The sequence below is a fragment of the Caballeronia sp. AZ1_KS37 genome (assembly GCF_023631165.1).
Taxonomy (GTDB): domain Bacteria; phylum Pseudomonadota; class Gammaproteobacteria; order Burkholderiales; family Burkholderiaceae; genus Caballeronia; species Caballeronia zhejiangensis.
Genome location: NZ_JALQDP010000034.1, coordinates 294,876 through 318,558 on the forward strand (window position 1 = coordinate 294,876; position 23,683 = coordinate 318,558).

Consider the following 23,683-nt stretch of genomic DNA (forward strand, 5'->3'; position numbering starts at 1 on the left):
TCCAACGCTCTGCAAGTCGCGAGAAGATAGGAACAAAGACTGCACAGTGGACAGGATAACAACCAGCCCAATCGAGTCACGACCATGATCGTACGCATCGCCCAATATCCACCGAAACAGCGCCTGGTCTTCGGTATTGCAGCTACCGCCGTTATCGTGACAGCTCAGCAGGCGCTGACGATGGTTGCCCACGGACGGCTGACATTCCTCTTCTTCAGCGCGACGCTTCCGTTGATCACGGTGCTGTTCGGCGCGTGGTCGGGATCGCTGCTTCTCGTGAGCGGCATGGCCTTCGGCGCGCTCTGGATGCCGCCCGTCGGCAGTCTGGCCGTTCTGCAACACGACGACCGCATCGTGCTGGTGGCATACGCGTTGGTCGGGGCATTTCTGGTGGCGGCCGGGCAGCAACTCGCCAAGGTGGCGCGGCGTGCAGGAAGCGCCGAAGCCGCTACGCAGGAGGCCACGGATCGCCTTCTGCAGGTCGAGCGCCAGGCGCGACACCGGTTCGACGTGGCCCTGGACAGCGCAGGCGTCCCGTTCGTCATCCTGACCCCGGTCGTTCGCGAGGGCCGCATCGCCGAGTTTCGATGGGACTATCTGAACAAGGCGGCCGCCCAGCTTTTCAATCAGAACGCCGCAGTCGTGATCGGCAGTTCCACGGCATATGTGCGTCCGGCCGGGTGGGAGGCGAACATGCTGCTCGAGCGGCTCACACCGCTCGCCCAGCGCCCGGGAAGAGAGGCCTTCGACATACGCGTATCGGGTGAAAACGGCGAGCAGTGGTTTCACGTCGTCGCGGCGTCTCTGGACGGTTCGGTCGTGGCGTGGTTCGGAGACGTGACGCCACGCGTGCGGGCCGAACAGGCCCTTTCGGAGGCTGACCGCCGCAAGGACGAGTTTCTCGCGACGCTCGCACATGAATTGCGTAATCCGCTCGCGCCGATCCGACACGTCGCGGAGATACTCGAACAGCCGAACTTGACGGAAGAGCGCAGGATCTGGTGCATCAGCGTGCTGCGCCGGCAGTCGGCCGCGATGGCGCTTCTGCTCGACGACTTGCTGGACGTGTCGCGCATCACGCGCGGCGCGCTCAAGCTGCGCAAAGAGGCCGTGGCGATGCGCGAAGTCGTCGACGAAGCGGTCGAAATCGCGAGACCGATCCTCGCAGGCAAGGGGCACGAGCTCGTCATCAAGCCGCCCGTCAGACCATTGCATATCGAGGCGGACCGGCTCCGGCTCGCGCAAGTACTGGCCAACCTGCTGATGAACGCGGCGAAGTACACGCCACCGGGCGGGCGCATCGAACTCGCGGCGACGGCTGACGACGCCGAGATCGTCCTGTCGGTCACGGACAACGGTATCGGCATCGAGCCGGACAAACTGTCGGCGATCTTCGCGATGTTTTCCCAGGTCAATCGCGATCAGCATCGGCAGGGCGGTCTTGGCATCGGACTCGCGCTGTCCAAATCGCTCATCGAGCTGCATGGAGGCCGACTCACCGCGTCGAGTGGCGGAAAGGATCGGGGGAGCTGCTTTGCCATTCATCTGCCCGCGACGTCGCGCGTGTTGCCCATGCCGGCGCCAACACGCGCTGCGCTTGCCGTTCACGCGTCGGCCCCGAAGCGCCGAATCCTGGTCGTCGACGACAACGTCGATGCAGCGGACGCAATGACGGCGTTTCTGGAGATGCAGGGACACGATGTACGAACAGTCTATTCCGGCGAAGAGGCGATCGAACTCCTCGGCGAATACAACCCGAACGTGATCTTGCTCGACCTCGGCTTGCCGGGCATGAGCGGGCTCGACGTCGCGCGCCGCATACGGGCAACGCCCTCGACGCACGACGTGACGCTCATTGCCGTCACCGGCTGGGGTCAGCAACAGGACCGGGCGCGCACAACAGACGCCGGATTCGATTTTCACTTCACGAAGCCGGTCGATATCGCGCAACTGACTCAAGCCGTCGACAGTGCGGTCGCCGCGCCATAGAAGAAGGCGGCTTGCGGCGGTGACATTCGCGGTGCTTCCGTCCATGATCGTGCGACCGTTTCAACGGTCACGGCGGAACCTCCGCACCAGCGGATTCAGGCAAGCCGCCGTCTTCCCGACTAAGGCTTCAGCACGACCTTGATGCAGCCATCTTCCTTGTCGCGGAATGTCTTGTACATCTCGGGTCCTTGATCGAGCGGCACCGTGTGCGTGATGACGAACGACGGATCAATCTGCCCTTCCTGAATGCGCCGCAACAGGTCGTCCGTCCAGCGGTTCACATGTGTTTGGCCCATGCGCCATGTCAGCCCCTTGTTCATGGAAGCGCCGAACGGAATCTTGTCGATGAGACCGCCGTACACGCCTGGAACCGACAGCGTGCCCGCCGGACGGCAGACGTAGATCATCTCCCGCAATACGTGCGGCCGGTCCGTTTCCAACATCACGGCCTGCTTGGCCCGGTCGTACAGGGAATCGAATGAGCGCGTCGCATGCGACTCCATGCCGACCGCGTCGATGCACTTCTCGGGGCCCTTGCCTTGTGTGAGATCGGCCAAGCGCTCGAGGACGCTCTCTTCTTCGAAGTTGATGACCGTGGCCCCGCCCGCACGCGCCATGGCGAGACGCTCGGGCACCCGGTCGATTGCAATCACCTGCTTCGCGCCGAGCAGAACGGCGCTGCGAATCGTCATCTGGCCGACGGGCCCTGCGCCCCAGATCGCAACGGTGTCTGTCGGCTCGATGTCGCACTGAGCCGCTGCCTGCCAGCCGGTCGGAAAGATGTCGCCGAGGAAGAGCACCTGCTCGTCGGTGAGGCCGTCGGGAATCTTCACGTGCGTTCTGTCCGCATACGGTACGCGCACGTATTCGGCCTGACCGCCCGGATAGCCGCCTGTGAGATGCGTATAGCCGAACAAGCCCGCAGTCGTGTGGCCGAACACCTTGTTCGCGACGTCCTGGTTCCGATTGCTCCGCTCACAGACGGAAAAGTTGCCGCGCTTGCACTGTTCGCATTCGCCGCAGATGATCGTGAAGGGAACGACGACCCGATCGCCGATCTTCAGCGTGCTATTCGCGTTGCCGACTTCCACCACCTCGCCCATGAATTCGTGGCCCATGATGTCGCCGGATTCCATGCCGGGCATGAACCCATCGAACAGATGCAAGTCCGAGCCGCAGATGGCACATGTCGTTACCTTAATGATCGCATCGCGGGGATGTTCTATGACCGGGTCCGGAACCGACTCGCACCGGATGTCCTTCTTGCCTTCCCAGATGAGCGCTCTCATCGCTAGCCTCCATTGTGAGTGAGCGGTTGTATCGCGCGGCATCCTCTTCGCTTCACAGCAACGCGGCAACCGCCACGCAAACAGCATTCGACGTTCCGTTCAACGCATGCTGTCTTGCCCGCATCGTTGGTTGTCCATCGGGCCATCGACGCCGGCCGGGAATCGGAGTCGCTGGTCCTGCATCGGTGTCCATGTCAATGAGTGTCCTTATGCGCTGCCGTGTCCGATCTGCGGGCGCGCCGAGCTTTTTTGTCATGGACAAGTGTTTCGATAAACGACCGGCGATGCAGGTTAAGCCCGCGAGTCAACTGACCGAATAGCGACCCTTCCGGTTCTCGAACCAGGCCGCTCTTGCAAGATCTGCAGCCCGGTGCAAGTTCTCCGCGACTACGCGATTACACGTCACCCCCACGCATCGATTAGATAGCCGTATCAATCGCACTGGATCTCGATGCTCATCCGCGAGTCGCCTCTGTCGACCCGAATCGGGCACGCGGATAGCTGCCCTTACATCGCGCACCGTCACCAAAAATCCGGAAGCGCATGGCACTCACTATTTAGGACGGCGATAGATTGTCCGGCTTCAACCAGCAATAGCAGACGCTGTCTGCAAAGTGCCGGTCTGCATGAGAGAGGGACGTACCGCAGGTGGGTCTGCGGGTTTGCCGACGCCGACAGCCGCCGAAGGTTCGCGGCTCAGGCTCTTCGCAGTTGAACTCTCGGGAGAAACATATGAAAGCCGTTGTGTATCGCGGTCCTCGTGAAGTTACGGTCGAGAATGTTCCGGATCCCAAGATCGAGCGTCCGACCGACGCCATCGTCAGAATCACCAGTACCAACATCTGCGGTTCCGATCTGCATATGTACGAGGGCCGAACCGACTTCGAGCAAGGCCGCATCTTCGGTCATGAAAATCTGGGCGTCGTTCAGGAGGTCGGGCCTGCCGTGGAGCGGATCAAGCCCGGCGACTGGGTGTGCCTGCCATTCAATGTAAGTTGTGGCCACTGCATGAACTGCGAGCGCGGCCTCACGGCGTTTTGCCTGAGCGCGAACCAGCCGGGAATCGCCGGCGGCGCATTCGGCTTTGCGGACATGGGTCCGTGGCCGGGCGGACAGGCCGAATATCTCCGGGTGCCTTGGGCCGACTTCATGTCCTTGAAGCTGCCGCCTGACGCCCAGCAGAAGCAGACCGACTACGTGATGTGCGCCGACATCTTCCCGACCGGCTGGCACGCGACCGAACTCGCCGGCATGAGGCCCGGCGACGCCGTGGTGATCTACGGCTCCGGCCCCGTCGGTCTGATGGCCGCGCACTCGGCGATGATCAAGGGCGCCCGCAGCGTCATGGTGGTCGATTGCCATCCCGACCGGCTCAAGCTCGCGGAGTCCATCGGCGCGATCGCGATCGATTATTCGAAGGAAGATCCGGTGCAGCGGGTCATGGATCTCACCCAAGGCATGGGCGCGGACGTGGGATGCGAATGCGTTGGCTACCAGTGCCACGATCCGGCTCCGCAACGCCACGAGAACCCCAATCTCACGATGAACAACCTCGTGTCGTCGGTCAAGTTCACCGGCGGGATCGGCGTGGTGGGCGTGTTCATTCCCGAGGATCCGGGCGCGCAGGACGAACTGGCGAAGAAAGGTCAGATCGCGTTCGACTGGGGCAAGTGCTGGTTCAAGGGGCAGCACATCGCCACGGGCCAGTGCAACGTCAAGGCATACAACCGGCAGTTGCGCGATCTGATACACGCGGGCCGCGCGAAGCCATCGTTCATCGTGTCGCATGAGTTGAAACTCGACCAGGCGCCTGACGCCTATCAGCATTTCGACGTGCGCGACCACGGCTGGACCAAGGTGGTCTTGCATCCGGGAGGTTAGCGAAGCGACGCAGCGATCGTGGTTGCATGAGCGCTCGGGCTCATCGCTCAATCATTGCCACGCGTGCAATGGGCTCGAGCGTCGCCAACATGTCTCGTCGATCCCGCTGCACGGTACGAACCGCGTAGCGGGCACCACGGCGATCAGTAACCTTTGGAGCATTTGTTATGGCAAGCAACATTCTTGCTATCCGGCCGCGCGAATCACTGAGGCGCGGCGGCCATTCTTCGGGCATGTCGGCCGGAGAAGCCATGCGAGGCATTGGCTGGATCCCCGTCGCGCTCAGCGCGGCCTTGATCGTGTCCGGACTCGCCGGACGAAAGAAAGGCGCCGTGGCTCTCGCGCTCACTGCCTGCGCGGGCATGGCAGCGGCGAGTGCCGGGTACGGTGTCCCGCTCCATCGCGGACGGGCAGACAACAAGGGGCGAAGTGGGATCGCCGGCGCGACGCCGGAGGTGGAGCGCGCAATCACCATCGGCAAGACTGCGGACGAGCTTCGTCGGCTCTGGCTTGCGCCCGGGACGCTCCCGCAACTCGTGGCAGGCTTCGCGACGTTGCACCCGGCGGGCGACGGCCGCATGCGCTGGGAAATAAGGACGCCGCTCGGTCGCGCCTACCAATGGGAATCGGAGATCGTCGACGGCCCCGGCGGAGGCGTCGGCTGGCGCTCGCTGCCTGGCGCCGCCATTCCGAACGAGGGATCCGTTCGCTTCGACCCCGCCCCGAACGACCGCGGCACCGTGGCGACGCTGCACGTCCGGTTCGACCCGCCCGGCGGCGCGCTCGGTGAAGGCCTGCTGCAACTTCTCGGGACCACGCCGCTGAATCTGGTCGCGGACAACGCGCTGCGGCGCTTCAAGAGCCTCGTCGAGACCGGCGAGATTCCCACCACTGAGCGGCAGCCCGCTGCTCGCGCAACCACGCGTTAAGGAGAGTGAGCATGCGAGCACTGTACTGGAACGGGGTAAACGACCTGCGCGTCGGGACTGTGAAAGACCCGGAGATCATCAATCCCCGCGACGCGATCCTGCGCGTCAGTCTGTCGACGACTTGCGGCTCGGATCTTCACTTCATCGACGGCTACATCCCGACGATGAAGTCGGGCGATGTCATCGGCCACGAGTTCATGGGCGTGATCGAGGAGATCGGCCCCGAGGTGAAGCGCCTCGCAAAGGGCGACCGCGTCGTGGTTCCTTCATTCATCGTTTGCGGGCAATGCTGGTATTGCCAGCACTCCCTCTACTCGTTGTGCGACAACACGCATCCCAAGCCCGAGCTACAGGCACCGCTTCTGGGCGGACATACGACCGCAGGCATCTACGGCTACACGCACGCGTTCGGCGGCTATGCGGGCGCGCACGCGCAATACGTGCGCGTACCGTTTGCCGACAACGACTGCTTCAAAGTCCCTGACGGCGTCGCGGACGATACGGCGCTGTTCCTCTCCGATGCAGCGCCGACCGGCTACATGGGCGCCGACTTCTGCAACATCCAGCCGGGCGACACGGTCGCGGTCTGGGGCTGCGGCGGCGTAGGGCTGATGGCGCAGCAAAGCGCGCGTCTGATGGGCGCGGAGCGCGTCATCGCGATCGACCGCTTTCCCGAGCGCTTGCAGATGGCGCGCGAGCACGCCGGCTCCGAGACGATCGACTATACGGCGGTCGACAGCGTCCTCGAAACGCTCATGGAGATGACCGGCGGGCGCGGCCCCGACGCGTGCATCGACGCGGTAGGAATGGAAGCGCACGGCACCGGGCCGCAATACGCGTATGACCGCGTCAAACAGGCGCTGCGTCTGGAGACGGACCGCGGCCAGGCGCTGCGCGAGGCCGTGATGGCCTGCCGCAAAGGCGGCACGCTGTCGGTGCTCGGCGTCTACGGGCTGATCGACAAGTTCCCGATGGGCGCCATCATGAACAAGGGCATGACGGTGCGCAGCGCGCAGCAGCACGGGCAAGCCTATATGGATCGGCTGCTCTCGCACGCTCAGAAAGGCGAGCTGAACCCTGCTTACCTCGCCACTCACCGCTTCTCGCTGGAGGACGGGCCACGCGGCTACGACATGTTCAAGCACAAGACCGACGGCTGCGTCCGCGCCGTGTTCGCGCCTTGAATTCGCCGCGCATCCCGAGTGCCGCCATGCAAAGGAAACGACCATGATCCGAATCGCAGCCGCGTCCGCCATCGTGGCGATGACGCTTCTCGCCAATGCATCCATCGCACAGCAGCACGCGGGGCCTACATCCGATACGCCACAACTGCAACAGGTCGCAAAATTCGAGCACCAGGTTACGGGCGTGACCGTTTCGAAGGATGGGCGCATCTTCGTCAATTTTCCGCGCTGGACAGAAGATGCGCCGGTCTCGGTTGCAGAAGTGACGCGCGACGGCCAGATCAAACCCTACCCGGACGACGAGTGGAATGCATGGCGCAACGAGAAGAAGAACCAGATGTCGGCCGGAGATCATTTCGTGTGCGTCCAGAGCGTCGTGACCGATGCACACGGCAATCTTTGGGTCGTCGATCCGGCCGCGCCAGCCACGGCATCGCTCGTGCCGGGCGGACCCAAGCTCGTCAAGATCGACCTCAAGGCGAACCAGGTCGCGCAGGTGATCCGCTTCGACGAGAGCGTCGCGCCTCAGGGAAGCTATCTGAACGATGTGCGGTTTTCGCCGGATGGTCACTATGCCTATCTGACCGATGCCGGGGCCAAGGGAGCGCTCGTGGTCGTGGATCTGCAGACCGGCAAGGCCAGGCGCGTGCTCGGCGGCCATCCCAGCACGCAGCCGGAAAAGGACGTGGTCGTCAGGATCGACGGGCAGCCGCTACGCCGACCCGACGGACGCGGAGTCGAATTCGCCGCCGACAGCCTCGCGCTCTCGCGCGATGGGCGCACGCTCTACTGGAAAGCACTGACCGGTCGCACGCTCTATCGCATCGCGACAAACGCATTGCAGAACCCGCGTCTGTCGGAGAAGGACCTCGAAGCGCGCGTGGAGCGTGTCGCCGAGACGGAGCCGACCGACGGTCTTTGGATCGATGAGCGCGGGCGGCTTTATCTGAGCGCGATCGAGCAGGACGCAGTCAGAGTCCGTGACGGGGATCGCATCACGACCCTCGTGCAGGACAAGCGGCTGCGCTGGCCCGATACGTTCTCCGAGGGCCCCGACGGGACCCTCTACGTTACGAGTTCCCACATCCAGGACATGAGCTGGTTCAAGCCCGAGACAGGCCCCCGCCTCGAGACGCAGTTGTGGCGCATCGAGGGGATCGGAGCGAAGCAGTGACGCGCAGGACGGGCCGCCCTTCTGGAAATACAAATCGCGATCGCGATAGCCGAGGATATTGACCGGGTTACGCTAGTGTTTTGATCACATCACGGTGAGCCGAACATGAACGTATCCGAACGCCTTGCACAAGCGGGGATCGAACTGCCGGCGCCCATCGCGCCGCTCGGCTCCTATCGAACGGTGTCGATTGCGGGCAGTCAGGTCTATGTTTCCGGTCTCGGGCCTTTCGAAAACGGCAAGCCAATCGTCGGAATGGTCGGCGGCGACATGTCTGTCGAAACGGCGCGCCACGCGGCGCATCTGACGATGCTGATGATCCTGGCTTGCGTCGATCAAGCCTGCGGTCTGGACAACATCGAGCGATGCAGCCGGCTGACGGTCTACGTGCGCGCCGAACAGTCGTTCACGCAACATCCGCAAGTGGCCAACGGCGCCAGCGACCTCTTGCTGACATTGTTCGGACAAGACAGGCTTCCCGCTCGAAGCGCGCTCGGCGTGCATACTTTGCCAATGGGCATCCCGGTCGAGATCGACAGCATCTTCGAATTGAAGCGTTAAATCGCGTGGCAGCTTCGCTGGCGAACGCGCCATTTATCCACAAAGCGATTTTTGCCGTCCGGCAATTCTGGCGACGCGCAGCCCTTTGATAAGCTTCCCGTCCATGCACGCTACCCCGCTCACCGTTATGGCCGACGCAAGCCTTGCCAACGCGCAAGACGCCGCGCTGTCGCGCGCGGATCATGTTTATTACACGCTGCGCGAGGAAATCTTCGACATGCGGATCCTGCCCGGCGACCGGCTGACGGAAGGCGCCATTGCGGAACGCTTCGGCGTATCGCGTACGCCTGCACGCGAAGCGCTGCAACGCCTGCAAAGCGATGGCCTGATGCAAGGCTATGTGCGCGGCGGCTGGGAAGTGGTGCCCATCGACAACAAGCGTTTCGACGACCTCTACGAGATGCGTCAGATGATCGAGGTCTTCGCCGTGCGCAAGCTCTGCAATGGCGAAACGCCGCAAGCCGATCTTAACTTGCTGCTCGATGCGCTCGATCGCATCTGGCGCGTTGGCCGTGCGCGCCGGGTCGTCGATGGACGAAAGCTCGTCGAACTGGACGAATCGCTGCATCATGCGCTGGTAGCGGCCGCGGGCAACGATGAACTCACCGCGACGATGCAGCGCGTCACCGACCGTATCCGCGTGGTGCGCCGGCTCGATCTCGTGAAGGGCGATGGCATCGCGGAGACGTATGAAGAGCATGCCGCCATTCTCGATGCCATTCGTCGCGGCGACAGGGCATCGAGCGTCGAACTGGTGTCTCGTCATATCAGCGGCAGCCAGGCAAGCGTGAGCGGCCTCACGATGCAGCGCCTGCTCGGCGCCCGCACCGAAGCGGGGCGTTCGAGCGTCGCGCACGCACCGGCGCGACCGCGGCGCACCATCTGACGGCATCGCCGCACTTCCTTCAAACATGCGGCAAACCACGCTGCAAGGCATAGCCAGCAAGGCTCCATAGGGTTTTCACGGACGCCTGGCACGGAACTCGCATTGACGATTTCGTTGTATACAAGGAAACGTCGATGTCTCTGGAAGTCTCTGCTGCACTCAATCCCACACGCGGCTCGCGCGGCATGGCCGTGGCGCCGCATGCGCTTGCATCGCAAAGTGCGCTCGCCGTCCTTCGAGAAGGCGGCAACGCCGTCGAAGCGATGATCGCGGCCGCCGCCACCGTCGCGGTGGTTTATCCGCACATGAACAGCATCGGCGGAGACGGCTTCTGGCTGATCTCGCGTCCGGGTCACGCGCCGATCGGCATCGAGGCGTGCGGTGCGGCAGCGATGCGCGCCGACATCGGCACGTATCGCGCGCTGGGCCTCGACGCCATTCCTGCACGCGGCCCGCTCGCGGCCAACACCGTCGCGGGCACCGTCTCCGGTTGGGACTTCGCGCAGCGCTTCTCGAAGAACACGCTCGGCGGACGCCTACCCGTTGCGCGTCTGCTGGAAGACGCGATTCATTATGCGAAGGCGGGCATTCCCGTCACGCGCAGTCAGTCCGACTGCATGGCGGGCAAGTGCGGCGAACTCGGCAACGTGCCGGGCTTCGCGCAAACCTTCATGCCCGATGCCCGCGTGCCGCGCACCGGCGAGCGCTTCGTCAACGCGCGTCTCGCCGCAACGCTGCAACAGCTCGCCGATGCCGGTCTCGACGACTTCTATCGCGGCGATCTCGCGCGCAGCATCGCGCACGACCTGTCGTCGCTGGAAACGCTCATCGCCCTCGCCGATCTCGAACGGCACACGGCTCGCGAACGTACGCCGCTCGCGCTCACGCATACGCTGGGCACCGTCTACAACATGCCGCCGCCGACGCAAGGTCTCGTGTCGCTGCTGATTCTCGGCGTGCTGGACCGCGTGCTGACCGACGACATGAACCCGCTCGGCCCCGAGTTCGTCCATGCATGCGTCGAAGCGACGAAGCTCGCCTTCAAGGTGCGCGACGAACACGTGACCGATCCGGACCACATGCGCATCGATGCCGTCACGCAACTCGATCCCGCCGCGCTCGATGCGATGGCCCGGCAAGTGTCGATGTCGCGCGCCGCGCCCTGGGGCCGTGGCCACGGTCCCGGCGATACGGTCTGGATGGGCGTCATCGATGGCGATGGCGTTGCCGTCAGCTTCATCCAGAGCATTTATCACGAGTTCGGCAGCGGCATCGTCCTGCCGCAGTCGGGCATCAACTGGCAGAACCGGGGTTGCAGCTTTTCGCTCGATCCGTCGTCGCTCAATCCGCTGATGCCGGGCCGCCGTCCGTTCCACACGCTCAATCCCGCGCTCGCCCGTTTCGCCGATGGCCGCACGATGGTCTACGGCAACATGGGCGGCGACGGCCAGCCGCAATCGCAGAGTGCGGTGTTCTCGCGCATCGCGCGATTCGGCTGGAATCCGCAGGCCGCGATCGACGCGCCGCGCTGGCTGCTTGGCCGCACGTGGGGCCAGTCGACCGACTCGCTCAAGCTGGAAGCGCGCTTTCCCGACGAGACCATCGACGCATTGCGCGCGCTCGGTCACGACGTCGAAGTGCTCGCCGCCTACGACGAAGCGATGGGGCACGCCGGCGCAATCGTTCGGTATCCCGATGGATTATTCGAAGCCGGTCACGATCCACGCAGCGACGGCTCAGCCGCCGGCTGGTAACGCTCAACACGCTCTTGCTTCGAAGTGATCCGGTTCCGCGCTCGTCGAACCGGAGGGCACGACTCATCCTTTTTTATCCGCACATCAACCGGGGAACGCCTATGAACACACGCATCCAGACACTGCACGACGATGCGGCCGCGCCCGCGATCGCCGCTCACAACCGCTGGCTGCAACTCGGTCTCGGCCTGCTCTGCATGATGTCGATTTCCAGCCCGCAATACGTGTGGACGCTGCTGACCAAACCGCTGTCGGCGAAGCTCGGCGTGCCGCTGCCCGAGTTGCAGGTCACGTTCTCGCTGCTCATCATCCTGCAGACGTTCTTCTCGCCGTTTCAGGGCAAGCTGATCGACCGCTTCGGTCCGCGCCTGCTGATTTCGCTCGGCACCGTCATGTCGGGCCTGAGTTGGGTGCTCTCGTCGATGGCCGCGAGCACATCGATGCTGTATCTCACCTACGGTCTCGTGGGCGGGCTCGGCACGGGCATCGTGTATGTCGGCGTGGTCGGGCTGATGGTGCGCTGGTTCCCCGACCGGCGCGGCTTCGCGGCGGGCGCGGTGGCCGCGGGCTACGGCATGGGCGCAATCGTGACGACGTTCCCGATCTCGGCCTCGCTGGCGGCGCGCGGTCTCGATGCGACGCTGTGGATCTACGGCATCGCGTTCGCGGTCGTGGGCTTCGTCGCATCGCAAGGCTTGCGCGTGCCGCGTGACGAAGCGCCGGCGAAGGCATCGGCGGTGGCGGTATCGAACGTGCCGAATCTGCGTCCTTCGCAAATGATGAAGTCGCCGCTCTTCTGGCTCATGTTCGCCATGATGACGATGATGTCCACCTCGGGCCTCATGGTCACATCGCAGATGGCGACCTTCGCGGCGGACTTCGGCATCACGAAGGTCGTCGTGTTCGGCATGGCCGCGCTGCCGCTCGCGCTGACCATCGACCGCTTCACCAACGGACTCACGCGCCCGCTGTTCGGCTGGGTCTCCGACAAATTCGGCCGTGAAAACACGATGTTCTTCGCCTTTGCGCTCGAAGGCGTGGCGATGGCGCTGTGGCTCCTGACGCGTGACAACGCCGTCTTCTTCGTGCTGCTCTCGGGCGTCGTCTTCTTCGGTTGGGGCGAAATCTTCTCGCTCTTCCCGTCCACCTTGACGGATACCTTCGGCACGCGCCACGCCACCGAAAACTATGGCTGGCTGTATATCTCGCAGGGCATCGGTTCGATCTTCGGCGGACCGCTCGCGGCGCTCTTGCATCAGCACGCGGGAAGCTGGGTGCCGGTGTTCAGCGTCGGGATCACGCTCGACATCGTGACGGCCGTGCTCGCGATGTTCGTGCTGAAGCCGATGCGGGCGAAGTTTCTCCAAAGAGCCGGCGCTTGAATGCTCGAATCGTGCGCGGCGCTAAAGCCGGAACTGCTGCCGCAGCGCCGTTGCGAGCAGATCGATGGCCTCGGTTGCGCGTCCGGTGTCACCGCGCATCAACACCACCTCGTGATCGGCTACATGCGCAAGACCGTCGATCACGCGCATGTCCGCGGTGACTCTTGCCCGGTCGAGCAGCGTCACCGCGAGCCCTGATTCGACGCACGCCTTGATGACCTGCGTCGATGCGCTGTCGAGCACGACTCGCCACTTGCGCCCCGCGGCTTCCAGTGCGTCTGTCATCGCCAAACGATAGGGACACGGCTCGGCGTACAGCGCCAATGGAACCGGACGTGACTCGTCGAGCGCGAACGTCGGACTGCCGACCCAGACGGGCGTCGTCAGCGTCAATACGTTCGCCGATCTGCTTCGGTGCGCGGGCTGAACGAAGATCGCCAAGTCGAGCTTGCCGCGCGCGATCTGATCCCGCAGCTTGAAGCTCGGCGCGGTCTTCACTTCGAGCACCACGTCGGGCCAGCTCGTCGCGAAGTCCGGCAGGATGTCATGAATCACATGAGCAGCGTATTCGTCGGGGATGCCGAGCACGACGCGGCCCGCCAGCCGTTTGCCCTTGATCTCGTCGATTATCCGGTCGTGAGCCGCCAGCAACTCGCCCGTGCTCGCCAGCAACCGTTTGCCCAACACGGTCAGCGTGACCGACTGATTGTCCCGCTCCAGCAATCTGCCGCCCGCAGCGGCTTCCAGACGCTGAATGTGAAGGCTCACCGCCGCCGGACTTCGGTTGACGTGCTCGGCCGCCGCCCGGAAGCGCCCCAGCCGCGCTATCGCGTGAAAGGTCCGCAGCAGTTCGATGTCTAGCACTGTGCTCATCGTGTGATCCCGGGTGGTTTAGCATTGTTGAACGACCGGATCAGTATATTTTGATTTTCGAATCCACGGCGGCGCGCTAGTGTGGATGCATGGCGAGAACATGCACAGACCAGCCCGTGCCGGGACGGAGCCCCATGCCGCTGCCTTTTCTCGAAGCGGCAATGGTGCTCACCTGGAGTTCGGGCTTCATCGGAATGCGGTTCTCGGCGGACTATGCGCCGGTCTATCTGGTGACGTTGTGGCGGTTCATCGCGCTGTCCATCGGCTTGTTTCCGTTTGTGGCGCGGGAGATGCGGCATGCGCCCAAGTCTGTTCTGATCCGGCAATCATGCATCGGCGCATTGGCGATGGCCGGCTATCTTGCGGGCGTCGCGGGTGGCGTGCAGCTTGGCGTGCCCGCCGGTCTCGCGGCCCTCATCGCGGACTTGTTGCCTGTCGGCGTGGTGCTGATTACCACGTGTCTCTTTCGCCAGCGCAGCCCGGCTGTCGTGTGGGCCGGATTAGGGCTCGGTCTTGCCGGGACGCTGATCGTCTGTCGCGATGCCCTTTCTCTCGGCAGCGCGCCCGCATGGGCCTATGGACTGCCGGTCGCGGGGATGCTATCGCTCGCGGCGGGCACCGTCTGGCAGCAACGTTCTTCGCACTGCGGCACCCTGACTCCGCTCGGCATGCTCTGGCTGCAGAGCTTGGTGTCGTGCCCGATCTTTCTCGCGTTGCAAGCATCTCAAGGCCGCATTGCACCGATGCTGTCCGCCGGTTTCGCGGCGAGCGTCGCGTGGAGCGTCATCTTCGCGACGCTCGGCGGATGCGGTCTTTACTGGGCGTGTCTGCGCCGGACATCGTCTGCTCGCGTGACGAGCGTTCTGTTCCTCAGCCCGCCCGTCACGCTGATCTGGGCATGGGCGATGTTTCGCGAGCCGCTATCGTGGCTGATGGCTCTCGGCACGGTGATTTCCGGCGCGGGAATACTTCTTGTCGTCAATCGCAGCAGCGCCGATGGCGGCTAGCGCGGGATTCGTGCGGCCCGCCCGCAAAGGCGAGCCATTCGACGCACGCGCGTGCAACCCGCGTCAGGCGAGCACAGGCGCCTTCCGCTTGCCCGCGCCTTGCTCATACGCATAGGCCAACGCGAGCAAGGCGCCTTCGTCCCACTGGCGGCCCACGAAGATGAGGCCGAACGGCGAGCCCGACGCGTAATAACCCGCCGGCACCGCGACGCCCGGCAGACCCGCGATATTGATCTCGCCCACGGTCGTTTCCTGAATGGTGTCCTTGCCGTGTAGCGGCGGAAGCTCGCAACGCATCTGCGGGAAGACGAGCGCGTCGAGCCGTTGCTCGTCGAACACCTTGTCGAAGATACGCAGATAGCGCGCCTTCAGTGCGACGAATTCGGGCATCTCCGGCGGCAGCGACGGATTCGCCAGCGCGGCCTTGAAATCCGCCAGGTTATGCATGAAGTTCAACACGCCGTCCGGACCGAATGCGTCTTCGTCCTGCGTGGCCTGCGCGAACTCCGCGAAGGTCTTCAGCGCCGCGCCCTTGCCGAGCCGTTCGAGATACTTCTCGACATCGTAGGGAATGGATTCGAGACCGCGCGCATCGAAATTGGCCAGCGGCGCAGTCGTCTTGCGCAAATCGGCGAAGCCCGAGCCTTGAAACGGATCGTCGATCAGCGTCGCGCCGAGCGATACCAGTTCGCCCTTCGCACGCTCGTACAACGCGGCGGCTTCGTCGGAAAGCGGCTGATTGCGCCACCCGGGACCGTAGAGCCCGATGCGTTTGCCCCGCAGCGCGTTGCCGTCCAGCGCGGCCGCATAGCCGCCTTCCGGTTGCCGGCCCACGCTCGCGAGCGTCTTCGGGTCTTCGCTCGTGTAGCCGGCGAGCACGTCGAGACACAGCGCGGCGTCTCTCACGTTGCGCGCGATCGGCCCGACGACATCGCGGTTGCCCGACAACGGCACCACGCCCGCATTCGGCACCAGACCGATGGTCGGTTTGATGCCCACGAGATCCTGCGCCGATGCGGGATTCTGGATCGATCCGCCGGTTTCCTCGGCGAGCCCGAGCACCGCCATGCCCGATGCCACCGCCGACGCCGTGCCCGCGCTGCTGCCGCCCGGCACGCGGTCGCGCATTGGGACATTGATCGTGGGGCCCGCCCAGCTATCGTTGGCGTGCGAGCCGGTGTGGCTCAGGATCGGCACGTTCGTCTTGCCGAGCAGAATCGCGCCCGCACGACGCATGCGCGCGACGACCGGCGCATCGCGCTCGGGCATCAGATCGACGCCGCCCGTCTTGCTGTACAGCTTCGACCATCCCGCGGTGGTCGGGAAGCCGACCATGTCCATCGGGTCCTTGATGACGACCGGCACGCCCGCGAGCGGCCCCAATAATTCACCGGCCGTGCGCCGTTCGTCGATGCTGCGGGCATCGTCGAGCGCCGCCGGATTCAGAAAGATCAGCGCGTTATAGGTGCCGTTATGGCGCTCGATCCAGTCGAAGCAGGCCCGCGCCAGTTGCTCGGCCGTGAACTTGCCGCGCTTGAATCCGTCCTGCACGCTCTCGACCGTGAGGTTGACGAGATCGATGTCGATCGCACTGCGTGTTTCCATTCGATGCCCCCGTTGAGTTGCCCGGTTTGTCAGAGTTGAACGCCGCGCGTGAGCGCACCATCGACGACGATGTTCGCGCCGCTCACGAAGCTCGCCGCCGGACTCGCAACGAACGCCACCGCATTCGCGATCTCCTGCGGCTTGCCCATGCGGCCGGTCGGATTGAGCGCCAGCGCGCGTTCGAACAGCGCCGGATCGTTGTGCTCGATCCAGTCCCACACGCCGCCTTCGAAGTACACGTTGCCCGGCGAAACCGTGTTCGCGCGAATTCCCTTCGATGCGAGTTGATTCGCGAGCCCCTGCATGTAATGCACGAGCGCGGCCTTGAAGACGCCATAAGGTCCCGCAGCGAAGTCGATCTCGCGTCCCGATACGCTCGAAATCGCGACGATCGAAGCGGCCTTGCTCGCGGTGAGATGCGGCATGGCGGCATCGACGAGATTGACCGTGCCGAGCAGATCGGTCTCGAACTCCTTGCGCCACGATTCGATGTCGTTGCCGATAGCAAGCGCGCTCACGTTGGACACGAGGATATCGAGCCCGCCCCACTCCGCACCCACGCGCTCGACCCACGCCTTGAGCGCCGCGCCATCCGACACATCGACGGCCGCGCCCGATGCCCGAGCGCCGCTCAGTTCGGACAGCGCGCTCGCAGTCGCCGCGACGCTGGCCGCGTCGCGTGCGCAAATGGCCACGTCGGCGCCCTCGGCAGCCAGCGTCCGCGCAATCGCGAGACCGATGCCCTTGGTTCCGCCGGTGACGATCGCCTTCAAGCCCTTCAGTTGCAGGTCCATGTTCGTCGCTCCTTTGTACGTCGATGAAAATGGCGGCACGACGCGCTCACTCCCGGTCGCGCCCGTCCTCCGTTGAAAGTCCGCGCGCGATCTGCAGGACTTCGCCCGCCTGAATGACGGAGTGGCAGATATCGTCGATGGTCACGCGCTTTTCCATCGCCTGCGCGCGCAGCATGTCGTATGCTTCGCGCTCGCTCACGCGATGCATGATCATCAAAATGTTCTTGGCTTCCTGCAGATGCCGGCTGTCGAGCAGCTTCTGTTCGAGCCTCGCGATGCGTTGCGTATGCTGACGCGCGCGCCTCGCGTGATAGAGCGCCATCACCACGGTGGACAAGAGACCGGAGGCGCGAATGGGCGTCGTGACGATGCCGTCCGATCCCAGCTTGATGGCCTGATCGATGAACGTCGGGTTCTCATACGCCACCACGCAGATGACGGGCGGCGCATCCGGACCGCTCCACTCGCCCTTCGGCGCACGCTCTTCGGGCAGCAACGCGCGAAACACCAGATCGGTCTTCTCGGGCAGCGTGTCCGTGGGCGGCCAGCATCGCTCCACCTGAAAGCCCATGCGCCTCAGATGATTCGTGAGCGTCAGTCCGTCATCGTCATCGGGATGAAACACGACGACGCGCGCATTGCGCTCGAGAATCGAACCCGTCAGGCTTCGCTGGCCTCTGTCTGTTCGCGCGCTCACGTCAGTACTCTCGCGTGCTCAGCTTCGTGACCCAGTCCCCGAGCGTCTGACGCGTCATGTAGGGATCGGGGCCGACGGCGAACTTGGACTCGCGCAGGATCGTGAACTGGCCGTCGGCATTCGCGCGGCCGATGCGCGGATACAGCGCCATGTGATGATTGACCGGATCGATACGCACGCGGCCTTGCGGCGCAGCGTATTCCGAGCCGAGCAGATGCGGCATGATCGCGCCGATCTCGTCGGAGCCCGAGCGCGCGTAGGCCTCGGCGAACATGTGCATCTGATAGTACGCGGCCTCCCAGTTCATGTCGGTCGGCGTATCGGAGCCGTAGCGCGACTGATGATGCGCCACCGCGCGATGATTCTCTTCCGTGTCGATGCTCTGAAAATACGGCGCCGCCGTGATGTGCCCCGCCGCGATGCCACGCTGCATCGCGTGGATTTCCGTCTCCGATGTGTTCAGGCTGCCGATCGGCATGCGCGACGGATCGAAGTCCGCGTGCGCGTAGGCATCGTAGAGATACGGCACGGTCGCGCCGATGACCGTGCTGAAGATCCAGTCCGGCGACTTGCGCCGGATGTCCGCGACGACCTGTTCGAACTGCTCGCGCGTGGCGTCGAGCGAAAGATAGCGTTCGCCGAGGATCGCGCCTTCCGGATGCTGAAGCAGCAGCTCCTGCATGGTGCGGTTGCATTCGTACGGATAGACATAGCTCGAACCGACGAAATACACGCGCGCGCCGAACGTCTCCGTCATGAAGTCCGCGAGTTGCACGCCGTTCTGATTGGGCGACGCGCCGCTGTAGATGATGTTGTCCGAATACTCGAAGCCCTCGTACATCTGCGCGTAAATCAGCAGACGGTTGTGCTTTTCGACGACGGGCAGCATCGCCTTGCGGCTCGTCGATGTGTATCCGCCGAAAATCGTATTGACGCCGTCCTTCACGATCAGACGCTCCGCAAGCTCGCGGAACGCAGCCGGATCGGACGCGGGATCGTAGTGGACGGCGACGAGCTCGCGCCCGCCTATGCCGCCGCGCGCATTGATCTCTTCGACGGCGAGGCGCGCACCACGCCATTGAGACTGCTCGAGCAACGCGGTCGAGCCGCTCGTCGAGCACAACAGGCCCACTCGGATGGGATCGGACAAAGCCATTTCGTGACACGCTCTCGAATGCGCGCGGAACGGCGGCCCCGCGCGTGATACCAACTGCTCTGGATTCGTCTGACTGACGCGTTATTTGAGGTAGTGCTTGGCGACCATTGCGCCAACCGTATATTTTGGATCGACAAAATTGCCCAGTCGAACCTTGCCGACCTGACTCAGCATCATGTACGCGTCCCACTTGTCGAAGCCGTATTCCGCGGCCATCCACAGCACGAGTTCACGGTACGCGATGCGCGTCGCGTCTTCCAGCGGCCGCGCGCTGCCGATGCTCATCAGCGCATCTTCGTTTTCGAGGCGCGGCCAGTCGATCTGCCACTTCTTGATGAGATCGACGCGCACGGTCGTCGTGCTCTGATATTCGACGGCCGTGCCGCAGACTTCGCCGTCGCCCTGACAGGCGTGTGCATCGCCGATGAACAGCCGTCCGCCCGGCGAGCGCACCGGCAAGTACGTGATGCTGCCCGGCCCCATGTCGGGCACGTCCATGTTGCCGCCGTGATTGTCGGGGGTGAGCGAATTGATCGAATCGATTTCGGGTGAAAGACTCAGCGTGCCGATATGCGGCTTGTACGGCAGCGTGTTGCGTTTGCTCCAGTACACGTTTTCTTCGTCGATCTTGATCTTGCGCACCACTTCGGGCAGCGGCTCGTTCAGGAGCGCGGTGTAGTCCGTGCCCGTCAATCCGCCGAAGTTCGGGATCATGCAGCAGAAGCCGTGCGGATCGTCGCCGCGCGGCGCCATCTTTTCGATGTAGACGGCGACCACATCGCCCTTCTCCGCGCCCTCGATCATGATCGGCCCGTTCTGCGGATTGAGGAACGGCACCTGCAGCACTTGCGACGGCTTGTCCGTCTCCTCCCTGATCTTGCCTTCGAACGCGTCGCGCGTTTCCACGACGACGCGATCGCCGGGCTTCACATGCAAGACCGGCTGCGAGTACGGGCCGATCGTGTAGTGATACGTCTTCTGCATTTCCTCGGTCAGATGGTGCTCCACCGGCTCGCGATCGGCGCCGACGCCACGCTTCATCATGATCGAGTCTTCAAGCCATTTCATGTTTCGTCTCCGTCACAGTGCCAGATACTGGCGAATCAGTTGTTCGTCCGCGAGCTGCGCGGGGCTCAGCGTCTCGACGATGCGGCCCTTGTCCATCACGCAGCAGCGCGTCGCGATGCGTTCGACCATCCCCATGTCCTGCTCGACCAGCACCACGCCGATGCCCGTTTCACGCGCGATCTGCTGAAGCGTCTCGCCGATCAGATCGACGATCGATGGCTGGATGCCTTCGGACGGCTCATCGAGCAATACCACTTTCGGCGAACTGATGAGCGCCCGCGCGATCGCAAGCTGCTGCTGTTCGCCGCCGCTCATGGTTCCGGCCTTCTGCTGGTAGCGCTTCTTCAGGATCGGAAAATAGCCGACCACCTTGTCCTTCATCTGCGCCGCCTGCGCGCGATTCGCCTGCGCGCCGACCTGCAGGTTTTCCGCGACCGTCAACGCGCCGAAAATCTCGCGGCCTTGCGGCACGTAGCCCATGCCCTTCTGCGCGCGAACATACGGCTTTTCGTGGCCGATGGAATCGCCATCGAGTTCGATGCTCCCCGCATCGAGATCGATCAGCCCGATCAACGCGCGCATCAGCGTCGTCTTGCCGACGCCGTTGCGCCCGATGAGCGCCAGCACTTCGCCCGCCCCGACGCTCAACGACACGCCGTTGAGCACGCGTCCGCCGCCGTATCCCGCTTCCACGCCCGACACTTGAAGCAACGCGCTCATTTCTTCTTCCCCAGATAGACTTCCGCGACATCGTCGCGTGCGAGGATTTCGTCGAGCGGGCCATCGGCGAGCAGGCTTCCTCCGTGCAACACCGTCACGCGCGACGCGATCTGCTTGACGAAGGTCATGTCGTGCTCGACCACCATCATCGTGAGACCCGCAGCCGACAGACGCTTGATGAGCTCGCCGGTCGCATGGGTTTCCTCGACGGACATGCCGGCGACGGGTTCATCGAGAAAGAGCAGCTTCGGACGCAGCGATACGGCCATCGCGATTTCGAGCCATTGCTTCTTGCCGTGCGACAGATTGCGCGCGAGCACATGTTCCTCGTTTTTCAGCATGAAGCGCTGCAAGAGTTCATCGAGGCTTTCGGGGCGGTCGTCCTTCGCGCGATGCAGCGACAGTTGCAAGTGCTGACGCACGCTCAGGTCCGGGAACACGCCGGGAATCTGGAACTTGATGCTCATGCCCATGCGAATGCGTTCGTGCGGCAGCACATGACTCATGTCCTGGCCGAGAAACATCACGCTGCCTTCCGACGGCCGGTGCTCCCCCGTGATGAGCTTGAAGAACGTGCTCTTGCCCGCGCCGTTCGGCCCGATCACGCAGCGAATCTCGCCTGCATCGATGCGGAAGTCGATGCCGTTGATGACGTGCGCGCCGCCGAAGTGCTTCTTGAGTCCGCGCGTTTCCAGCAGCGTGGTCATGACTTGCCCTCCTCCCGTTTGAGACATGCGCCGCCGCGAGGCGCATCCTGACCCGCGCGGCCCTGCATGCGCCGCAGATGCCGCGCGACGAACGGCAGCAGACCTTCCGGCGCCGCGAGCACGACGATCAACAGGATCGCGCCGAGCAGGATCAGCGCGTACTGGCTGCCGTACACCGCGAGATTCTGCGAAAGCCACACGAGGAGCGCCGTGCCGAGAATGGTCCCGCCGATGCTCTTTCTGCCCGACGTCGCCACCCAGATCACAGGCATGGCGGCGGACGTGAGGCCCATCGTCGAGGGCGTGATGTAGGAGCCCCAGATCGTGTACAGGGCGCCCGACAATCCGCCGAGCGCGCAGCCGAGCACGAACACGAGCAACTGATGCCGGCGGATATCGACGCCCAGCATCTCGGCGCGCTGCGGATTCTCGCGAATGGCGATGAGCGTGAGGCCGAACGTGCCGTCGAGCAGCTTGCGCATCGCGGCATAGACGACGATCAGCAGAATCAGCACGAGGTAGTAGAAGCTTGCGTTTTCCAGCGTGAGCGGTCCGCCCGGCCAGGGAACCGTGAGCGGCGGCATGCCGCCCATGCCGTTGTAGCCGTTCAGGCGCGCTTCGCCGATCGCCCATTGCGGACCGGCCGTCTGCGACATGAACGTTTCGAGCACGAGCGTCACCGACAACGTGACGATGCCGATGAACACGCCCTTGATGCGGCCATAGAAGATCATGTAGCCGATCAGCGCCGCCGCGACGATGCTCACCACCAGTCCCGCGCCGAGACCGAGCCACGAATCGAACCAGGCATCGCCGTAATTCAGCGTGAAGATGCCGTAGCTGTAGCCCGCCAATCCGAAGAAGGCGGTCTGCCCGAAGGACAGGATGCCGCCATAGCCCCACATTGCGGCGAGGCCGACCGCGCCGAACGCCCACAACAGGCAGTACGCGAGATTGCCGCTCGTGGTGGCATCCACGACGAGCGGCAGCGTGAGCGCCACGAGCCAGGGCACGTAGTGCGCCGCGCGAGTCGTGGCGCTCGCGGGAGATAGCCGCGAAGGCTCTTTCGTTTGCTTCACATTGCCTCCTAGCGCGCGCGGGAAAAGAGGTTGCCGAGACCTTGCGGCATCAGCCGGATCACGACGATGACCGTCACCAGCAAGCCGATCTGCCCGAACAACTGACCATACGAGGCCGTGAGCGCGGTCTGGATGACGGCGAGCACGGCCGCGGCGGGCGTCGTCCCCGCGATCACGTTCGCGCCGCCGACGACCACCGACACGAACGCCTGCACGATGAAGTTGCTGCCCATCGTCGGCACGGCGGTCATAGTCGGCGCATAGAGGGCGCCGGTCAGCCCCGCGAGTCCCGCGCCGAGCGCGAACGTCAGCGTATAGAGACGGTCCGTGCGCAGGCCAAGACATTGCGCGATGCTGGCGTTCTGGATCGTCGCGCGGGCGCAGACGCCGTAGTTCGTCTTGAAGAACAGCAGATAGAGCGCGAACAGGATGGCCAGGGCGATGCCGGGCAGCACGGCGCGGTACGTCGAAAACGAATAATCGCCGAGCGAGAACGATCCGAACGGCGTGCCGATGCCTTCTATCGAAGGTCCGGCGACGAGCAGCATGGTCTGCTGCACGATGAGGCTGATTGCCCACGTCGCCACGACGGAATCGAACAAGCGGTCGTACAAGTGGCGAATCACGAGCCGCTCGATCACCACGCCCGCGAACGCCGCCGCGAGCGCCCCGAGCAGCATGGCGAGAGGAAGCGGCAAGCCGCGCTTGGCCGCGATGATCGTCACGTAGGCGCCGCACATGATGAACTCGCCATGCGCGAGATTGATGACGCCCATCATGCCGAAGATGACCGCGAGACCGAGCGCCGCGAGCACCAGATAGGCGAAGCTGTCGCCGAACTGATAGACGAGCGAATAGAGAACCGAAAAGGTGGCCATGCATGCTCCACGTTCAAGAGACCTGCGCGCGCCCGTCATGTGCGGCGCGCGCGCCGGCCCGGATCAGGAC

The 23,683-nt window shown here is 64.0% G+C and carries 21 protein-coding genes; 10 read left to right on the top strand and 11 right to left on the bottom strand.

Annotation, left to right across the window (positions count from 1 at the left end):
- The first annotated feature begins 156 nt into the window (after nucleotides 1-156).
- Nucleotides 157-1,989, top strand: a complete 1,833-nt coding sequence (locus NCS00_RS21945) for a hybrid sensor histidine kinase/response regulator (RefSeq protein ID WP_250440972.1) — start codon at nucleotides 157-159, stop codon at nucleotides 1,987-1,989.
- Nucleotides 1,990-2,108: 119 nt separating this feature from the next.
- Here NCS00_RS21945 and NCS00_RS21950 read toward each other — a convergent pair whose 3' ends face one another.
- Nucleotides 2,109-3,278, bottom strand: a complete 1,170-nt coding sequence (locus NCS00_RS21950; RefSeq protein WP_175980901.1) for a zinc-dependent alcohol dehydrogenase — start codon at nucleotides 3,276-3,278, stop codon at nucleotides 2,109-2,111.
- A 732-nt stretch (nucleotides 3,279-4,010) separates the two neighbouring features.
- Here NCS00_RS21950 and NCS00_RS21955 point away from each other — a divergent pair.
- From NCS00_RS21955 to oxlT, 8 genes are all read left to right on the top strand, one after another.
- Nucleotides 4,011-5,159 (top strand): glutathione-independent formaldehyde dehydrogenase, encoded by a 1,149-nt coding sequence (locus NCS00_RS21955; RefSeq protein ID WP_239294579.1) that lies wholly within the window; start codon nucleotides 4,011-4,013, stop codon nucleotides 5,157-5,159.
- Between the two features lie 167 nt (nucleotides 5,160-5,326).
- Nucleotides 5,327-6,088: an SRPBCC family protein gene (locus tag NCS00_RS21960; RefSeq protein WP_250440973.1), complete on the top strand. Its 762-nt coding sequence runs from the start codon at nucleotides 5,327-5,329 to the stop codon at nucleotides 6,086-6,088.
- Nucleotides 6,089-6,099: 11 nt separating this feature from the next.
- A complete protein-coding gene (locus NCS00_RS21965; RefSeq protein ID WP_034470938.1) occupies nucleotides 6,100-7,272 on the top strand; it encodes a zinc-dependent alcohol dehydrogenase in 1,173 nt (390 codons plus the stop codon).
- A 79-nt stretch (nucleotides 7,273-7,351) separates the two neighbouring features.
- On the top strand, nucleotides 7,352-8,446 hold the full coding sequence (locus NCS00_RS21970) for an SMP-30/gluconolactonase/LRE family protein (protein ID WP_241484849.1): 1,095 nt from the start codon (nucleotides 7,352-7,354) through the stop codon (nucleotides 8,444-8,446).
- A 105-nt stretch (nucleotides 8,447-8,551) separates the two neighbouring features.
- Nucleotides 8,552-9,007, top strand: a complete 456-nt coding sequence (locus NCS00_RS21975) for a RidA family protein (RefSeq protein ID WP_008348110.1) — start codon at nucleotides 8,552-8,554, stop codon at nucleotides 9,005-9,007.
- Nucleotides 9,008-9,134: 127 nt separating this feature from the next.
- On the top strand, nucleotides 9,135-9,893 hold the full coding sequence (locus tag NCS00_RS21980) for a GntR family transcriptional regulator (RefSeq protein ID WP_250440974.1): 759 nt from the start codon (nucleotides 9,135-9,137) through the stop codon (nucleotides 9,891-9,893).
- A gap of 134 nt (nucleotides 9,894-10,027) precedes the next feature.
- The gene (locus tag NCS00_RS21985) at nucleotides 10,028-11,647 is read left to right on the top strand and encodes a gamma-glutamyltransferase family protein (protein ID WP_250440975.1); all 1,620 of its coding nucleotides are present in this window, start codon (nucleotides 10,028-10,030) and stop codon (nucleotides 11,645-11,647) included.
- A gap of 101 nt (nucleotides 11,648-11,748) precedes the next feature.
- Nucleotides 11,749-13,029 carry an oxalate/formate MFS antiporter gene (oxlT, locus tag NCS00_RS21990; protein WP_250440976.1) on the top strand — a complete coding sequence of 427 codons (1,281 nt, stop codon included), beginning with the start codon at nucleotides 11,749-11,751 and terminating at the stop codon, nucleotides 13,027-13,029.
- A 21-nt stretch (nucleotides 13,030-13,050) separates the two neighbouring features.
- On the opposite strand, the gene NCS00_RS21995 is transcribed toward oxlT, so the two are convergent.
- Nucleotides 13,051-13,902 carry a LysR family transcriptional regulator gene (locus NCS00_RS21995; protein WP_008348117.1) on the bottom strand — a complete coding sequence of 284 codons (852 nt, stop codon included), beginning with the start codon at nucleotides 13,900-13,902 and terminating at the stop codon, nucleotides 13,051-13,053.
- Nucleotides 13,903-14,036: 134 nt separating this feature from the next.
- Here NCS00_RS21995 and NCS00_RS22000 point away from each other — a divergent pair, with 134 nt between their 5' ends.
- Nucleotides 14,037-14,909 (top strand): DMT family transporter, encoded by an 873-nt coding sequence (locus NCS00_RS22000; protein WP_250440977.1) that lies wholly within the window; start codon nucleotides 14,037-14,039, stop codon nucleotides 14,907-14,909.
- Nucleotides 14,910-14,972: 63 nt separating this feature from the next.
- Here the strand turns inward: NCS00_RS22000 and NCS00_RS22005 are convergent, their stop codons facing one another.
- The 9 genes from NCS00_RS22005 to NCS00_RS22045 form a co-directional block, all read right to left on the bottom strand.
- A complete protein-coding gene (locus tag NCS00_RS22005; RefSeq protein WP_250440978.1) occupies nucleotides 14,973-16,514 on the bottom strand; it encodes an amidase in 1,542 nt (513 codons plus the stop codon).
- Nucleotides 16,515-16,543: 29 nt separating this feature from the next.
- Nucleotides 16,544-17,308, bottom strand: coding sequence for an SDR family NAD(P)-dependent oxidoreductase (locus NCS00_RS22010; protein WP_250440979.1), 765 nt, complete (start codon nucleotides 17,306-17,308; stop codon nucleotides 16,544-16,546).
- Between the two features lie 46 nt (nucleotides 17,309-17,354).
- Nucleotides 17,355-18,005 carry an ANTAR domain-containing response regulator gene (locus NCS00_RS22015; RefSeq protein WP_008348127.1) on the bottom strand — a complete coding sequence of 217 codons (651 nt, stop codon included), beginning with the start codon at nucleotides 18,003-18,005 and terminating at the stop codon, nucleotides 17,355-17,357.
- A gap of 1 nt (nucleotide 18,006) precedes the next feature.
- A complete protein-coding gene (locus NCS00_RS22020; protein ID WP_008348129.1) occupies nucleotides 18,007-19,161 on the bottom strand; it encodes a transporter substrate-binding domain-containing protein in 1,155 nt (384 codons plus the stop codon).
- 81 nt (nucleotides 19,162-19,242) lie between these two features.
- The gene (locus NCS00_RS22025) at nucleotides 19,243-20,229 is read right to left on the bottom strand and encodes an acetamidase/formamidase family protein (RefSeq protein ID WP_008348131.1); all 987 of its coding nucleotides are present in this window, start codon (nucleotides 20,227-20,229) and stop codon (nucleotides 19,243-19,245) included.
- Nucleotides 20,230-20,241: 12 nt separating this feature from the next.
- Complete coding sequence (locus NCS00_RS22030) at nucleotides 20,242-20,949, bottom strand: ABC transporter ATP-binding protein (protein WP_250440980.1); 708 nt, start codon at nucleotides 20,947-20,949, stop codon at nucleotides 20,242-20,244.
- The gene (locus tag NCS00_RS22035) at nucleotides 20,946-21,656 is read right to left on the bottom strand and encodes an ABC transporter ATP-binding protein (protein ID WP_250440981.1); all 711 of its coding nucleotides are present in this window, start codon (nucleotides 21,654-21,656) and stop codon (nucleotides 20,946-20,948) included. Before NCS00_RS22035 ends, NCS00_RS22030 begins: the two co-directional genes overlap by 4 nt.
- On the bottom strand, nucleotides 21,653-22,735 hold the full coding sequence (locus NCS00_RS22040; protein ID WP_008348137.1) for an ABC transporter permease subunit: 1,083 nt from the start codon (nucleotides 22,733-22,735) through the stop codon (nucleotides 21,653-21,655). Before NCS00_RS22040 ends, NCS00_RS22035 begins: the two co-directional genes overlap by 4 nt.
- Before the next feature lie 8 nt (nucleotides 22,736-22,743).
- Nucleotides 22,744-23,613: an ABC transporter permease subunit gene (locus NCS00_RS22045; protein ID WP_008348139.1), complete on the bottom strand. Its 870-nt coding sequence runs from the start codon at nucleotides 23,611-23,613 to the stop codon at nucleotides 22,744-22,746.
- Nucleotides 23,614-23,683: the final 70 nt, after the last annotated feature.

Coding starts and splice junctions, on each gene's coding strand:
- NCS00_RS21970 (WP_241484849.1), top strand. CDS start 7,352: ATGACGCTTCTCGCCAATGCATCCATCGCACAGCAGCACGCGGGGCCT.
- oxlT (WP_250440976.1), top strand. CDS start 11,749: ATGAACACACGCATCCAGACACTGCACGACGATGCGGCCGCGCCCGCG.
- NCS00_RS21980 (WP_250440974.1), top strand. CDS start 9,135: ATGGCCGACGCAAGCCTTGCCAACGCGCAAGACGCCGCGCTGTCGCGC.
- NCS00_RS22020 (WP_008348129.1), bottom strand. CDS start 19,161: ATGGCTTTGTCCGATCCCATCCGAGTGGGCCTGTTGTGCTCGACGAGC.
- NCS00_RS21955 (WP_239294579.1), top strand. CDS start 4,011: ATGAAAGCCGTTGTGTATCGCGGTCCTCGTGAAGTTACGGTCGAGAAT.
- NCS00_RS21995 (WP_008348117.1), bottom strand. CDS start 13,902: ATGAGCACAGTGCTAGACATCGAACTGCTGCGGACCTTTCACGCGATA.
- NCS00_RS21975 (WP_008348110.1), top strand. CDS start 8,552: ATGAACGTATCCGAACGCCTTGCACAAGCGGGGATCGAACTGCCGGCG.
- NCS00_RS21950 (WP_175980901.1), bottom strand. CDS start 3,278: ATGAGAGCGCTCATCTGGGAAGGCAAGAAGGACATCCGGTGCGAGTCG.
- NCS00_RS22010 (WP_250440979.1), bottom strand. CDS start 17,308: ATGGACCTGCAACTGAAGGGCTTGAAGGCGATCGTCACCGGCGGAACC.
- NCS00_RS22000 (WP_250440977.1), top strand. CDS start 14,037: ATGCCGCTGCCTTTTCTCGAAGCGGCAATGGTGCTCACCTGGAGTTCG.
- NCS00_RS22045 (WP_008348139.1), bottom strand. CDS start 23,613: ATGGCCACCTTTTCGGTTCTCTATTCGCTCGTCTATCAGTTCGGCGAC.
- NCS00_RS21985 (WP_250440975.1), top strand. CDS start 10,028: ATGTCTCTGGAAGTCTCTGCTGCACTCAATCCCACACGCGGCTCGCGC.
- NCS00_RS22025 (WP_008348131.1), bottom strand. CDS start 20,229: ATGAAATGGCTTGAAGACTCGATCATGATGAAGCGTGGCGTCGGCGCC.
- NCS00_RS21960 (WP_250440973.1), top strand. CDS start 5,327: ATGGCAAGCAACATTCTTGCTATCCGGCCGCGCGAATCACTGAGGCGC.
- NCS00_RS21965 (WP_034470938.1), top strand. CDS start 6,100: ATGCGAGCACTGTACTGGAACGGGGTAAACGACCTGCGCGTCGGGACT.
- NCS00_RS22005 (WP_250440978.1), bottom strand. CDS start 16,514: ATGGAAACACGCAGTGCGATCGACATCGATCTCGTCAACCTCACGGTC.
- NCS00_RS22030 (WP_250440980.1), bottom strand. CDS start 20,949: ATGAGCGCGTTGCTTCAAGTGTCGGGCGTGGAAGCGGGATACGGCGGC.
- NCS00_RS22035 (WP_250440981.1), bottom strand. CDS start 21,656: ATGACCACGCTGCTGGAAACGCGCGGACTCAAGAAGCACTTCGGCGGC.